Annotated in this window: 15 protein-coding genes; 2 read left to right on the top strand and 13 right to left on the bottom strand. The window is 72.5% G+C overall.

The features are described from left to right. From HG542_RS31485 to HG542_RS31475, 3 genes are all read right to left on the bottom strand, one after another. Positions 1-1,200 (bottom strand): chromosome segregation SMC family protein (locus HG542_RS31485; protein WP_171087514.1); only part of this gene is annotated, 1,200 nt, incomplete at its 3' end. Positions 1,201-1,401: 201 nt separating this feature from the next. Then, the gene (locus tag HG542_RS31480; protein WP_171087512.1) at positions 1,402-1,608 is read right to left on the bottom strand and encodes a hypothetical protein; all 207 of its coding nucleotides are present in this window, start codon (positions 1,606-1,608) and stop codon (positions 1,402-1,404) included. Positions 1,609-1,977: 369 nt separating this feature from the next. Further along, on the bottom strand, positions 1,978-2,259 hold the full coding sequence (locus tag HG542_RS31475) for an acylphosphatase (protein WP_171087510.1): 282 nt from the start codon (positions 2,257-2,259) through the stop codon (positions 1,978-1,980). 132 nt (positions 2,260-2,391) lie between these two features. Here HG542_RS31475 and HG542_RS31470 point away from each other — a divergent pair, with 132 nt between their 5' ends. Beyond that, positions 2,392-3,507, top strand: coding sequence for a CAP domain-containing protein (locus HG542_RS31470; protein ID WP_171087507.1), 1,116 nt, complete (start codon positions 2,392-2,394; stop codon positions 3,505-3,507). Positions 3,508-3,547: 40 nt separating this feature from the next. On the opposite strand, the gene HG542_RS31465 is transcribed toward HG542_RS31470, so the two are convergent. Next, on the bottom strand, positions 3,548-4,135 hold the full coding sequence (locus HG542_RS31465; RefSeq protein ID WP_171087516.1) for a flavodoxin family protein: 588 nt from the start codon (positions 4,133-4,135) through the stop codon (positions 3,548-3,550). 113 nt (positions 4,136-4,248) lie between these two features. On the opposite strand from HG542_RS31465, the gene HG542_RS31460 reads away from it, so the two are divergent. Next, on the top strand, positions 4,249-4,635 hold the full coding sequence (locus HG542_RS31460; protein ID WP_171087505.1) for a winged helix-turn-helix transcriptional regulator: 387 nt from the start codon (positions 4,249-4,251) through the stop codon (positions 4,633-4,635). A gap of 11 nt (positions 4,636-4,646) precedes the next feature. Here HG542_RS31460 and mutM read toward each other — a convergent pair whose 3' ends face one another. The 9 genes from mutM to HG542_RS31415 form a co-directional block, all read right to left on the bottom strand. After that, positions 4,647-5,513 carry a bifunctional DNA-formamidopyrimidine glycosylase/DNA-(apurinic or apyrimidinic site) lyase gene (gene mutM / locus HG542_RS31455; protein ID WP_171087503.1) on the bottom strand — a complete coding sequence of 289 codons (867 nt, stop codon included), beginning with the start codon at positions 5,511-5,513 and terminating at the stop codon, positions 4,647-4,649. A gap of 97 nt (positions 5,514-5,610) precedes the next feature. Further along, positions 5,611-6,429, bottom strand: a complete 819-nt coding sequence (rnc, locus tag HG542_RS31450) for a ribonuclease III (protein WP_171087502.1) — start codon at positions 6,427-6,429, stop codon at positions 5,611-5,613. A gap of 19 nt (positions 6,430-6,448) precedes the next feature. Continuing rightward, positions 6,449-6,622 carry a 50S ribosomal protein L32 gene (rpmF, locus tag HG542_RS31445; RefSeq protein WP_015657589.1) on the bottom strand — a complete coding sequence of 58 codons (174 nt, stop codon included), beginning with the start codon at positions 6,620-6,622 and terminating at the stop codon, positions 6,449-6,451. Positions 6,623-6,624: 2 nt separating this feature from the next. Then, a complete protein-coding gene (locus HG542_RS31440) occupies positions 6,625-7,221 on the bottom strand; it encodes a YceD family protein (protein WP_171087500.1) in 597 nt (198 codons plus the stop codon). A 187-nt stretch (positions 7,222-7,408) separates the two neighbouring features. Then, on the bottom strand, positions 7,409-8,446 hold the full coding sequence (locus tag HG542_RS31435) for a F0F1 ATP synthase subunit B (RefSeq protein ID WP_171087498.1): 1,038 nt from the start codon (positions 8,444-8,446) through the stop codon (positions 7,409-7,411). Positions 8,447-8,544: 98 nt separating this feature from the next. Next, positions 8,545-9,054: a pantetheine-phosphate adenylyltransferase gene (gene coaD, locus HG542_RS31430; RefSeq protein WP_171087495.1), complete on the bottom strand. Its 510-nt coding sequence runs from the start codon at positions 9,052-9,054 to the stop codon at positions 8,545-8,547. Continuing rightward, on the bottom strand, positions 9,051-9,650 hold the full coding sequence (gene rsmD / locus HG542_RS31425; protein WP_171087493.1) for a 16S rRNA (guanine(966)-N(2))-methyltransferase RsmD: 600 nt from the start codon (positions 9,648-9,650) through the stop codon (positions 9,051-9,053). Before rsmD ends, coaD begins: the two co-directional genes overlap by 4 nt. Before the next feature lie 114 nt (positions 9,651-9,764). Further along, the gene (gene recG, locus HG542_RS31420; RefSeq protein ID WP_171087486.1) at positions 9,765-11,969 is read right to left on the bottom strand and encodes an ATP-dependent DNA helicase RecG; all 2,205 of its coding nucleotides are present in this window, start codon (positions 11,967-11,969) and stop codon (positions 9,765-9,767) included. 38 nt (positions 11,970-12,007) lie between these two features. Beyond that, a complete protein-coding gene (locus tag HG542_RS31415) occupies positions 12,008-13,690 on the bottom strand; it encodes a DAK2 domain-containing protein (RefSeq protein ID WP_171087484.1) in 1,683 nt (560 codons plus the stop codon). Positions 13,691-13,722 lie beyond the last annotated feature (32 nt).

Raw genomic sequence — 13,722 nt, 5'->3', positions numbered from 1 at the left:
GGCGGCGGTGACCCGGCCGTGCAGCCGGGCGAGCTGCTCGCGGCGGTCGGCGACGGCGCGGGCCGCGTCGCGCAGCCGGCGTTCCTCCTCCGCCAGGCGCTGCTCCAGCTCGGCGCGGTGCCGGGCGGTGTCCTCCAGGGCCCGCCCGGCCGCCTCCAGCGCGGCTTCGAGCTCGGCCTCCTGCTCGCGGATGCGGGCCGCCTCGCGCTCCAGGTCCTCCGGGTCGCGGCCGCGCCGCTCCTCCGCGGGGGCCGCGGTGGCGCTGGTGACGCGGGCGTCGGCGAGCCCGATGGTGCCGCGGACGCGCTCGGCGAGCCGGGAGAGTTCGTACCAGGTCTGCTGGGCGCGGGCGAGGCGCGGCGTCAGCTCGCGGACCTGCTCCTCCAGCTCGGCCTCGCGCCGGGCCGCCTCCCGCAGCTGCTGTTCCGCGGTCTCCTTGCGGGACTTGAGCGCCGCCTCGTCGGCGATCTCGGCGCTCAGCGCCTCGCGCAGGGCGACCAGGTCGTCGGCGAGCAGCCGCAGCCGGGCGTCGCGCAGGTCGGCCTGGATCACGGCGGCCCTGCGGGCGACCGCGGCCTGCCGGCCGAGCGGCTTGAGCTGTCTGCGCAGTTCGTCGGTCAGGTCCTGGACTCGCGCGAGGTTGGCCCGCATCGCGTCGAGCTTGCGCAGCGCCTTCTCCTTGCGCTTGCGGTGCTTGAGGACGCCGGCGGCCTCCTCGATGAAGGCGCGGCGGCCGAGCGGGTCGGCGTGCAGGACGGAGTCGAGCTGGCCCTGGCCGACGATGACGTGCATCTCGCGCCCGATGCCGGAGTCGGACAGCAGCTCCTGGATGTCGAGCAGGCGGCAGGTGTCGCCGTTGATCTGGTACTCGCTGCCGCCGTTGCGGAACATCGTCCGCGTGATGGTGACCTCGGCGTACTCGATGGGCAGGGCGCCGTCGGAGTTGTCGATGGTCAGGGAGACCTCGGCGCGGCCCAGGGGCGGGCGGCCGGTGGTCCCGGCGAAGATGACGTCCTCCATCTTGCCGCCGCGCAGCGACTTGGCACCCTGCTCGCCCATGACCCAGGAAAGTGCGTCGACGACGTTGGACTTACCCGAACCATTGGGGCCCACGACACAGGTGATGCCGGGTTCGAAGCGCAGGGTCGTCGCGGAGGCGAAGGATTTGAACCCGCGCAGGGTAAGGCTCTTGAGGTGCACGCAGCAGGACTCTACCGTTCATCTCGGTTTCACCCCGGAAGGTGCCGGGCACATCCTGAACGTAAGGGGGCTGCGGAGGAAAACGGCAGGGCGCCGAAGATACGACGGATACGACGAAGGGACGCCGGAGCGTCCCTTGCAGAATCTGAAGCGGCTGACTGAACAGTGCAGCCCGACCAGCCCCCGGGGCAGGGCTTACGGTCAGGCGAGCGCAGGCTCCGCCTTGGATACGTCGATGCTGTCGAGCAGCGAGTCACCGTGGTGAGCGGCGGCAGTCAGCGCGTCGTTCTCGGCCTGCATCCGGATGAGCTCGGATTCCAGGTCCTGGACTCGCTGCTGAAGCCGTCGCATCTCGGCGAGGACTCGGGGGTCGGAGCCGCCGACGTAACCGAGAAGCGCCTTTGCCATGATGGATGGTCCTCCACACTGAGTGACCGACCGAAGCGGTGTGGGTCGTGAGGGATTCGCACCCGCGGTGTCTGCCATCGCTACTGCGGTGTTTCAATGCCAAACAGCTAAGGTGCGCGGGGCTTCCAGAGTCTCACCAAAAGGTTTGACGGTCAACACGATCACACCCCGTATCCGCAGGCGTCCCAGGGGTGGCGGGGCGTCGATGCGCGCCGCTGTTCCTCACCCGGGGCCCGTAGGGCGTGGAGATCATCCGTTGGAAGGCAGCCTTGCACGCCGTCGCCGAGTTGGCAACCATCAGGCAATTCCGGTGGGACGAATATGCCAAAGGCATATCAACGGAATGTCCGAGGGACGCCGGGCCGGGGGTCAGCGCATCTCGAAACCGTCATAACCGCCCCGCGGGACGCCCCAGATCTCCGTGACGCCGTCCACCCGCCCGGGCGTGTCGCCGTCCCGCAACCAGTCGAGCAATTGTTCGCAGTGGGCGCGGGATCCCTCGGCGACCACCTGTACCCGTCCGTCGGCGAGGTTCGAGGCGAAGCCGGTCAGGTCACCGATCGCCAAGGCATTGGCCCGAGTGAACCAACGAAAGCCAACACCCTGCACATGACCACGGACCCACGCCGTGAGACGGACATTCTCGTTCATGTCTGCACGCTAACTGGCCAATTGCATACGAAGCACTTCGGCCCCGCAGTGCATGTCGTACAGTCGCGGCACCGTAAGGCTCCCCCGTACGAGTGACGCACTTTCACGCCGAGCACACAAGGAAGGCAGCGGATGGGTCGCCATCGACGCTCTGCCCCCCTCACCGCTGACGAAGCGGCATCGATTGCCCGGAAAGCGAGGGCCCCGCGGACGAGAGAGCGGCCCGCGCCGCTCGGCCCCGACGAGGACCCTTCGGAAGCGACCACTCAGCCCATCCCCGTCATCCCCGCCGACGGCGACGGCAGCGCCGGACGTCACCGCAGTGCGCGGCGCCCCGGGCGGGCCAAGGGCATCAAGGCGCGGGGCGGCGCCCCGGCCGCCCGGCGGGCCGGCCTGCTCGGCGCGTCCGCGGCCGTGGCCATGGGCGCCGCGGCCATGATCTCCGGACTGCTGCCGGGCGGGGGCCTCGCCACCCAGGACACCGGGGGCACCAGTGCCGCCGGCACACCCGGGCAGGTGCGGGCGGACCAGCCGCAGCCCGGCACGCCCAGCCAGCGCTCCCGGCCGGCCGCGCCGGGCGGCGGGCGCGAGGAACACCGGGCGCAGGCCCGGCCGGTGGTGGAACAGGAACGGCAGCCGGTCCCGGACCGCGGGACCGCCGAGGACGCCCGCGCCGGCCGCGGGGCCGAGCGCGGGCGCGGTCCGGACTCCCCCATGGCGGCCGCCGCGCCCGGACAGCAGGACCCGCACGCGGGCACCGTGCACACCGCCGCGTCGGTGCACACCGCCACCGACGCGGGCGTCGCCTCGGCGGGTGCCGGCGCGGCCGTGGAGGACTCGGCCCATCTGCACGGGAGGCTGGCCGACCCGCACACCGCGGCGGCGCACCTGGTGCTGTCCCTGGTCAACGAGGAACGGGCGCGGGCGGGCTGCAAGCCGCTGCGGGCGGACAGCAGACTGAACGGCCTGGCCCAGTCGTTCAGCGACGACATGGCCCGGCGGGACTTCTTCGACCACACCGACCCCGACGGCAGGACGCCGTGGGACCGCGCCGCACGGCGCGGCGTCAAGAACCTCGGCGGCGAGAACATCGCGCGCGGACATCCGGACGCCCATGCGGTGATGAACGCATGGATGCAGAGCGCCGGGCACCGCCAGAACATCCTCAACTGCGAGTACAAACGGCTGGGGGTGGGCGTGCACATGGGGGACGGCGGCCCCTGGTGGACGCAGGACTTCGGGTACTAGCCCCCGCAGGGGAGGGCGCCGGGCGCCCTCCCGTCGTGCGTCAGGCCACCGCCGCGCGGCCGGCCGCGAAGATGCGGGCCTGCTCCGTTATGCGCCGGCCCAGGTGCTGCGCCGTCTCGATGTCCGCCTGGTGGACGGCCTCCGCACCCTGGTCGTTGTTGGACTGGGCCGCGGCGCCGAGGAAGAAGCCCAGGCGGTTGAGGTCGTTCTCGGAGGCCGTGGAGGCGTTCCAGCCCGGGAACAGGTTGAGGCTCACCCAGCTCATGCCGTGCTGGGCCGCGAGCAGCGAGAAGAACTGCAGGGTGTGCAGCTTGTCGCCGCTCTTGGAGGCGGAGTTGGTGAAGCCCGCGGCCAGCTTGTCCTGCCAGGCCCGGGTCGCCCAGCGCTTGGAGCTCGCCTCGGCGAAGACGTGGAAGGCGCCGGAGGCGGTGCCCATGTAGGTGGGCGAGCCGAAGACGATCGCGTCGGAGGCGTCGAGCAGCTCCCACTGGGCCTCGGTGATCTCGTCGACCTTGATCAGGTGAACGGTCGCACCGGACGCGGCGGCGCCGGAGCGGACGGCCTCGGCGAGGACGGCGGTGTGGCCGAAGCCGGAGTGGTAGGCGATGGAGACGACGGGCGCGGTCACGGCAGACACGGCGGATACCTCTCGGAGTTGCGAAGTGCGATGCCGAAAGGAAAGCACTAACTTTTGGAAAGCGCAACCTGTTGGTAAGCGCTGTGCCGGAGTAGGGTGTCTGCATGGATCAGGATCAGGACCAGCTGCCGTTCGACGTCTTCGCGCGGAACTGCCCCTCCCGCGACACCCTGGGCCATGTCACCGGCCGGTGGGGCGCCCTCACGCTCGGCGCGCTGCGCGAGGACACGCTGCGGTTCAACGAACTGCGCCGCCGCGTCGAGGGCGTCAGCGAGAAGATGCTGTCCCAGACGCTGCAGGCGCTGGAGCGGGACGGGCTTGTGCACCGGCACGCGCAGCCGGTGAATCCGCCGCGCGTGGACTATGCGTTGACCGCGCTCGGACGCGAAGTCGCCGAGCAGCTCCTGGAGTTGATCGGGCTGCTGGAGAGCCGGATGCCGGATGTGCTTGCCGCACGCGAGGTTTACGACGCGGAGCAGCGGCGCCCCTGACGGGGCGGGACCTACGCGGCGCGCGGCGGCCGCTGGCAGCGGGGGCAGAAGTAGCTGGAGCGGTTCATCCAGGGGTGCCGGCGCATGGCCGTGCCGCAGCGGCGGCACGGTTCGTCCTCGCGCCCGTACGCGTCCAACGACCGGTCGAAATAGCCGGATTGGCCGTTCACATTGACGTAGAGGCTGTCGAAGCTGGTGCCGCCGGCCGCCAGGGCCTCGTTCATGACCTCGCGGATATGGAGGAGCAGTTCGGCGGTCCGGGGGCGGGTCAGGGTCGCGGTGGGGCGGTCGTAGTGCAGGCGCGTCCGCCAGAGCGCCTCGTCCGCGTAGATGTTGCCGACGCCGCTGATCAGCGACTGGTCGAGCAGGGCCCGCTTGACGGTCGTGCGGCGCCTGCGCAGCGCCGCGTGGAACGCGGCGTCGTCGAAGGCCGGGTCCAGCGGGTCCCGGGCGATGTGTGCGATGACGTCCGGGAGGCCGTCGGGGTCGCCGGGGACGGTGTCGTGCAGCGAGAGCCCGCCGAAGGTGCGCTGGTCGACGAAGCGGAGTTCGGTGCCCTCGGTGTCGGCGAAGCGGATGCGGATGCGCAGGTGCTTCTCGTCGGGGGCGGCCGGCGGCTGCACCAGCAGCTGGCCGCTCATGCCGAGGTGCGCGAGGACGGCCCGGTTCCCCTCCCCCACCGGCAACCACAGGTATTTGCCGCGCCGTCGGGCCGTGCCGAGCCGCTGACCGGTCAACTGCGCGGCGAAATCGACCGGTCCGGCCGGGTGCCGGCGGATGGCCCGCGGGTGCAGCACCTCGACGGCGGCGACGGTGCGGCCGCCGACCCAGCGCTCCAGGCCACGGCGGACGACCTCGACCTCGGGCAGCTCGGGCATGGGTGTGCTCCTCCAGGCGGCCGCCCCCCGGCGGCGGAAAGACGAAGACCGGCTCGCGGCACCGGAGTCGGTGCCGCGAACCGGCCGGCGGTTCGTGCTATGCGCTCTGCTGCGCGCTGTCGGCGGTGTCCGCCGACGGGGAGCCGCCTTCCTTGGCGGCGGCGGCACGTTCCTCCGCCGCCTTGTGGATGGCGCGCCAGGCGGACTCCGCCGCCTGCTGCTCCGCTTCCTTCTTGCTGCGGCCGGTGCCGGTGCCGTACGCGACACCACCGACGCGGGCAGCAGCCGTGAAGGTCTTCTCGTGGTCGGGACCGGTCTCCGTGACCAGGTACTCCGGGACACCGAGACCCTCGGTGGCCGTGAGCTCCTGGAGGCTGGTCTTCCAGTCCAGGCCTGCGCCGAGGTTCGAGGACTTCTCGATCAGCGGGTCGAAGAGCCGGTGCACCAGCTCCGAAGCGGCGTCCAGGCCCTGGTCCAGGTAGACCGCGCCGATGACCGCTTCCAGGGTGTCCGCGAGGATCGAAGCCTTGTCCCGGCCGCCTGTGCCCTCTTCACCGCGGCCGAGCCGGATGAAGGCGCCCAGGTCCAGGCCCCGGCCGACTTCGGCCAGCGCCCGGGAGTTGACCACCGCGGCCCGCAGCTTGGCCAGCTGGCCTTCGGGCAGGTCGGGGTGGATCCGGTACAGGGTGTCCGTGACCACCAGGCCGAGGACGGAGTCCCCGAGGAACTCCAGCCGCTCGTTGGTGGGCAGGCCGCCGTTCTCGTAGGCGTAGGAACGGTGGGTCAGCGCACGCACCAGAAGGGCGGTCTCGAGTGTGTACCCGAGCCGCCCTTCCAGAAGCGTGTGAGACGAGGCCGCGTCCGCCTGAGGCGCCCCATTCCCGCGACTGCGGGATGGCGTAGTGGCGTCTGACATGGAGCCTGTCACCCGCCGATCAGACCTCGAGGACCTGGCGCTTGTTGTAGGTGCCGCAGCTCGGGCACGCGATGTGCTGCTGCTTCGGCTCGTGGCAGCGCTCGCACGCCACCAGGGGGGTGACCGCAGCCTTCCACTGCGACCGGCGGTGGCGCGTGTTGCTGCGCGACATCTTCCGCTTCGGAACAGCCACGGCTACTTCTCCTGTGAGTCATCCCCGTTGGCACGGGGTGCGTTGTCCTTCTCGCCGTCCTGGTCGGAACCGGCGAGTCCCTGCAGTGCCGCCCAACGAATGTCGACGGTCTCGTGGTGGTGGTCCGGGTCGTCCGCCAGCCGCGCTCCGCACTCGGAGCACAGGCCGGGGCAGTCGTCCTGGCACACCGGCTGCAGCGGCAGTGCGAGCACCACCGCATCGCGCAGCACGGGTTCGAGGCCGAGCAAGTCGTCCTCGAGGAAGAGCGTGTCCTCTTCGTCGTCCTCGTCCTCGTCGTCGGTGGCCGCGAGGCGGCCCCGCTCGTCGAGGTCGGGGTAGGAGTACAGCTCCTGGAAGTCCACTTCGAGCTCCTGCTCGAGCGGCTCCAGACACCTTACGCACTCCCCGGTCAGCGGCGCACGGGCGGTGCCTGTGACAAGCACCCCTTCCATGACCGATTCCAGCCGGAGGTCAAGCTCAACGGTCGCACCCTCGGCCACCCCGATGACCTCGATACCGAGGTCCTTGGGGGCGGGGACGGAGCGGGAGAGCCGCTTCAGCGCACCGGGACGCCGGCCCAGCTCGCGTGTGTCGAACACGAGAGGGTCACGGTGATCAAGGCGGGCGTTCAGGGCTTCCTGCTTTCTACGCGGGTGAGGCCGCACCTCGCACGGAACGCCGAGGGCAGCCTGGATCGCGGATGCATGCGCGACCGAAGAGCCAGGATACTGGACGCCCCGCTCTGGGCCCAATCCGCTCCGGTTGTCCGGCTGCGGACCTGGCCGGTCAGCGGCCCTGCTCGTACCTGCGGAGCTGGTCGAGGTCGATCATCCCGGTGTCGAAGAAGCTCGTCTCGTCGAGCCCGGCGCCCTGCTGGTGCGGCTGCGGCTGGTGCTGTTGCGGCACCTGCTGTGACACCTGCTGCGGCTGTGCCGCGTAGGGCTGCTGGTGATAGCCGTACGGGTCCTGGTAGCCGCTCTGGACGGCGTACGGGTCCGGGTGCGCCGGGTAGGCCTGCTGGTAGCCGTACGGGTCCTGGTAGGCCGCTGCGGGCTCCTGGTAGTCCGCGTAGACGGCCTGCTGCGGGACCGGGGGCGGGCTCGTCGGCTGCTGCGAGGCGGCGAGTTCGGCGAGGAAGTCCGCGTCGCTGGTGGGAGCGCCCGCCGGCGGCTCGCCCTGGGCGGCCAGGGCACCGAGCTCGTCCGTGGGCCGGGCGCCCGTCAGCTTCTCGCGGCCGCGGCCGACGGCCTCCAGGGTCTTGGCCAGGACGGCCGAGACCGCTCCCAGCTTGGCGTCCACGTAGGCGTCGGCGTTCCGCCGCTGGGTGGCGGGGTCGGCGCTGCGCTCGGGGGCGTCGTCCTCGCCGGGGCCGCCGCCGTCCTGCAGGCCGAGCAGCTTCTCGCGGCCGCGGTCGACGGAGCCGATGGTCTTGGTGAGGACGACCTCGAAGTTGGCGAGCTTGCTGTCGACGTAGTCGTCGGCCTCCGCGCGGATCTGCTCCGCCTCCCGGCGGGCCTCCGCGAGGATGCGGTCCGCCTCGTCCTGGGAGCGGCGCGCGACCTCGGTGTCCGAGATCAGCGTCCCGCGCTCGGCACGGGCCGCGTCCAGGATCCGCTCGGCCTCCTCGCGGGCGTCCGCGACGAGCTGCTCACGGTCGCCGATGACCTCGCGCGCCTGGGCGAGCGAGCCGGGCAGCGCCGTGCGCATCTCCTCCAGCAGCGCGAGCAGCTCGGCCCGGTTGACGACGCAGGAGGCCGACATGGGCAGCGAGCGGGCACCGGCGACGGCCGTGACGATCTCGTCGAGCTTCTTCTGTACGTCCACCTGGCGCTCGCCACTCTCTTCCGACCGATGGGAACGAACGGGGACGACTGTACGGCCAGCGGACCCCGCCGGGCACTCACCGGCACCGCGCCGGGGCGTCAGCTCCGGGCGAGACGCTCGGTGAGGGCCTCCAGGACCAACGGCGGCACCAGGTGGGAGACGTCGCCGCCCCAGGCCGCGACCTCCTTGACCAGGCTGGAGGAGAGGAAGCTGTAGGTGGGGTTGGTGGGGACGAAGAGGGTCTCGACGCCCGAGAGGCCGTTGTTCATCTGGGCCATCTGCAGCTCGTAGTCGAAGTCGCTGACGGCCCGCAGCCCCTTGACGATGGCGGGGATGTCACGCTCCTTGCAGAAGTCGACGAGCAGCCCGTGGAAGGCCTCCACCTGGACATTGCCGTACTCGGCGGTGACCTGGCGGAGCAGGTCTATCCGCTCGTCGACCGTGAAGAGGCCCTGCTTGGACTTGTTGATCATCACGGCGACGTGCACGACGTCGTACAGCCGGGAGGCCCGGGCGATGATGTCGAGGTGTCCATTGGTGACGGGGTCGAACGACCCCGGGCAGACGGCGCGGCGCAACAGTGGTTCCTCGCTCTCCGGTCCATTCATGACGTGCCTGATGATGTCTCAGCAGTGCACGCCGAGGCGGCGCGACCGTACCAAAGCGTTCCCTCGCCGTAGCGACGGGCCCTCAGTGCGTCGAAGCCGTCCGGCCAGCGGAATTCCCCGCCCCTGGTGCTGCGCTCCACGGTGGCGAGCGCGTCCTCGGCGAGCCAGCCCCCGGCACGGAGTGTGAGGAGGATCTCCCGCACCTCGTCGTCCGTGACGGCGTAGGGCGGGTCGAGGAAGACCACGTCGTACGGAGCGGAGGGCGCGGCGCCGGCGGCGATCTGCTCGGCCTTGCCGGTGCGCACCTCGGCTCCCGGCAGCCCGATGACCCGGACGTTCTCCCGGATCACGCGCACCGCGCGGGCGTCGGCCTCCACCAGCAGCACATGCCCGGCGCCGCGCGAGAGGGCCTCCAGGCCGACCGCGCCCGAACCGCCGTAGAGGTCCAGCACCCGGATGCCGTCCAGGGTGCCGAGGAGGGACTGCCAGGTGGAGAACAGGCCCTCGCGCGCCCGGTCGGAGGTGGGGCGGGTGCCGGTGCCGGGCGGCACGGCCAGGCGGCGTCCGCCGGCGGTGCCGGCGATCACGCGGGTCATGGTGTTCGGGGCCCTTCGGGGTGTGGGTACCGGGCGCGGCTGGCGCCGCGTCATCAGGGTAGGCGTTTTTGCCTGCGGGCCGGTGGGGGGCCGCTCGCGCAGGCGACGGACCGCTCAGCCCTTGTCCAAAAACTCCTCCCGTTCCGCGTCCAGCAACGCGTCCAGCGCCGTGCGGAGGGCCGGCAGGGCGCTCAGCTCGGGGTCGGCGGCGACGACCGTCGTCGCCTCCTCGCGGGCCGCCGTGATGATGTCCTCGTCGTCGATGACGGCGAGCATCCGCAGCGACGAGCGGACGCCCGACTGGGCCTGGCCGAGGACGTCGCCCTCGCGGCGCTGTTCGAGGTCGATCCGGGACAGCTCGAAGCCGTCCAGCGTCGAGGCGACCGCGCTCAGCCGGGCGCGGGCCGGGCTGGCCTCCGGCATCTCGCTGACCAGCAGGCACAGGCCCGCCGCGGAGCCGCGGCCGACGCGGCCGCGCAGCTGGTGCAGCTGGGAGACGCCGAACCGGTCCGCGTCCATGATCACCATGGCGGTGGCGTTGGGGACGTTCACGCCGACCTCGATGACCGTCGTCGCGACGAGGACGTCCACCTCGCCCGCGGCGAAGCGGCGCATCACGTCGTCCTTGGCGTCGGGCTGCATGCGGCCGTGCAGCACCTCGACGCGCAGCCCGGCCAGCGGGCCCTTGGCGAGCTGCTCGGCGACCTCCAGGACGGCGAGCGGCGGGCGCTTCTCGGCCTCGTCCTCCGCGGACTTCTTCTTGCCGTTCGCGCGCTCCTCCTCGTCGCCGATGCGCGGGCAGACCACGTACGCCTGGTGCCCGGCCTCGACCTCCTCGCGCACCCGCTCCCAGGCGCGGGCGAGGAAGTGCGGCTTGTCCTTGGCGGGCACCACGTGGCTGGCGATCGGCGAGCGGCCGGCCGGGAGCTGGGCCAGGACGGAGGTCTCCAGGTCGCCGAAGACCGTCATGGCCACGGTGCGCGGGATCGGGGTCGCGGTCATGACGAGGAGGTGCGGCGGTTGCCTGCCCTTGGAGCGCAGGGCGTCGCGCTGTTCGACGCCGAAGCGGTGCTGCTCGTCGACCACCACCAGGCCCAGGTCGTGGAACCGGACCTTGTCCTCGATGAGGGCGTGCGTCCCGATGACGATGCCGGCCTCGCCGGTGACCAGGTCGAGCAGGGCCTGCCGCCGGGCCGCCGTGCCCATCGAGCCGGTGAGCAGGACGACCTTGGTGCCCTGGTCCGAGCCGCCGAGCATGCCGCCCTCGGCGAGGTCGCCCATCATCTCGGTGACCGACCGGTGGTGCTGCTGGGCGAGGACCTCGGTGGGGGCGAGCATCGCTGCCTGGCCGCCCGCGTCGACGACGGCGAGCATGGCGCGCAGGGCGACCATCGTCTTGCCCGAGCCGACTTCGCCCTGGAGCAGGCGGTGCATGGGGTGTTCGGTGGCCAGGTCGTCGAAGATCTCGGCGGAGACCTGGCGCTGGCCCTCGGTCAGGGTGAACGGCAGCCGGGCGTCGAAGGCGTCGAGCAGTCCTCCGGCGACGGGCTTGCGGGGCACGGCCGGGAGCTGGGCGTCGGCGTGCCGTCGGCGGGCCAGGGCGACCTGGAGGACGAAGGCCTCGTCCCACTTCAGGCGGGCGCGGGCGTCCTCGATGTCGGCCTTGGTGCGCGGCCGGTGGACCTTGCGCAGCGCCTCGGGCAGCGGCAGCAGCCCGCGGCCCTCCTGCAGGGCGGGCGGGAGCGGGTCGGTGACGGCCTCCCAGCCGGTGGCCTCCAGGGAGGCGAGCACCACGTCCACCGCGTTGGAGATCTTCCAGGACTCCATCTGGGCGCAGGCCGGGTAGAGCGGGATGAGCTGCTGGGCCCAGGCCTCGACGGTGTCCGCGCCGCTGTCCTTGCCGAGCATCTCGTAGGCGGGGTGCGACAGCTGGCGGACGTTGCGGAAGGTGCCGACCTTGCCCGCGAACATGCCGCGGCGCCCGGGCAGGAGCTCCTTCTGGTGGTGATAGATCGACCGCCCGAAGAAGACGAGCTGCAGCCGTCCGCTGCCGTCGGTGAGCGTGACCTCCAGGCGCTGGCCCCGGCCGGCGTTGAACTTGTGCACGCGCGCGTCGGAGACCTGGGCGACCACCGTGACGTGCTCGTCCAGCGGCAGGTCGTTCAGCCGCGTGAGCTCACCGCGCTCGGCGTAGCGGCGCGGGTAGTGGTGCAGCAGGTCGCCGACGGTGTGCAGACCGAGGTGCTCGGCCATGACCTTGGCGGTGTTGCCGCCGAGTGTCTTCTTGAGGGGTTCGTCCAGGGCAGGCACATGCCCCATTGCACACCATCGGTGTGACAGTGCCGGTCAGGTGCGCATCATTCGATCCCGATGAGCAGCGGCGCGCACTGCCGGCCGCCGCGGTAGACGACGGTGTCCACGGCCAGGTGGGCGTCCCGCACGTGCCGTTCCAGGCGGCCCGCGACGGCGTCGGGGACCTCGTCGCCGAGGACGAGCGTGACCATCTCGCCGCCCGCGGCGAGCATCCGGTCCAGGACCGTTCCCGCGGTGGCGGCCAGGTCCTGGCCGATGACGGCGACGTCGCCGTCGATCAGGCCGAGGACGTCCCCGGCCTGGCAGACGCCGGCCATGGTCCAGGACTGCCGCTCGGCGACGGCGAGTTCCGCGTACCGGGTGGCGCCGGCGGCCGAGGTCATGGCGACGACGTCCTCGTCGAAGCGCCGGCCGGGCTCGTGGACGGCGAGGGCGGCGATGCCCTGGACCGGGGAGCGGGTGGGGATGACGGCGACGCGCACGCCCTCGGCGCGGGCCTGCTCGGCGGCGGCCGCGGCGGTGTGGCGCAGGTCGTCGTCGTTGGGCAGCAGCACCACCTCGCGCGCGTGGGCGCGCCGCACGGCCTGCACCAGCTCGCCGCTGGCGGGCGGCTCCCCCGGGCGCACGGCCACCACGGTCGCCCCGGCCTCCGTGCACAGCGTGGCCAGACCCTCGCCGCGGACCACGGCCACCACGGCGCGCTGGACCCGCTCACGGGTGCGGGTGCGCTCCTGGGCGGCGCCGCCGAAGTGGGTGATGCGGATCCGGTACGGGCGCCCGGCGTCGATGCCCGCCTCGACGGCCGCCCCGGCGTCGTCGACGTGCACATGGACGTTCCACAGCCCGTCGCCGCCCACGACGACCAGCGATTCGCCGAGCGCGTCCAGGCGGGTGCGCAGCCGGGCGACGGCCTCGTCGGGGGCCTCCAGCAGGTAGATCACCTCGAAGGCGGGCTCCGCGCCGGTGCCGGCGCCGCCGAAGTCGGCCCGGCAGCCCTCGGGGTGGTACGAGCCCTCCGTCCACGCGCGCGTGGCCAGCGGTGCGGGCCCGGCGGTCTCCGGGCCGGGCGTGCCGCCCGCCAGGGCGCTGGACAGTGCGCCCAGCACCTCCACCAGGCCCCTGCCACCCGCGTCGACCACGCCGGCCCTGCCGAGGACGTCGAGCTGGCGGGGGGTGGCCTCCAGGGCGGTGCGGGCGCCCTCGTACGCGGTGCGGGCCGTCTCCGCGGCCGTGGCGCCCGGGACGACCGCGGCGGCCTCGGCGGCGGCCGCGGCGACGGTGAGCACGGTGCCCTCGACGGGGCGGGCCACGCCCTCGTACGCGGACTCCACCGCGCGTTCCAGGGCCCGGCCCAGCAGGGCGCCGCCCAAGGCGCCGTGGTGATCCTCGTCACCCGCGGAGGTCAGCACCTCGGCCATGCCGCGCAGCAGCTGGGCCAGGATCGTTCCGGAGTTGCCGCGGGCCCCTATGAGCGCGCCGTGGGCCATGGCCCGGACGGCCTCGGGGAGCCCGGGGCGGGAGCCGGGGCCGGTGGTGGCGTGGCCGTCGAAGGCGGCGTCCACGGCGCGGGCCGCGGACTCCACGGTCAGGTAGAGGTTGGTGCCGGTGTCCCCGTCGGCGACGGGGTACACGTTGATCGCGTCGATCTCCTCGCGGGCCCGGCCCAGCGCGTCCAGCGCCAGGGCGCACCAGGTGCGCACCGCCTCGGCGTCGAGCGTGTGCGGCACCTGGGTCCTCCTGGGGCGGCTCGGGGCTGGGG

This window comes from Streptomyces morookaense, assembly GCF_013030945.1.
Taxonomy (GTDB): Bacteria; Actinomycetota; Actinomycetes; order Streptomycetales; family Streptomycetaceae; genus Streptomyces; species Streptomyces morookaensis.
This window is presented reverse-complemented; position numbering and strand designations above follow the sequence as displayed.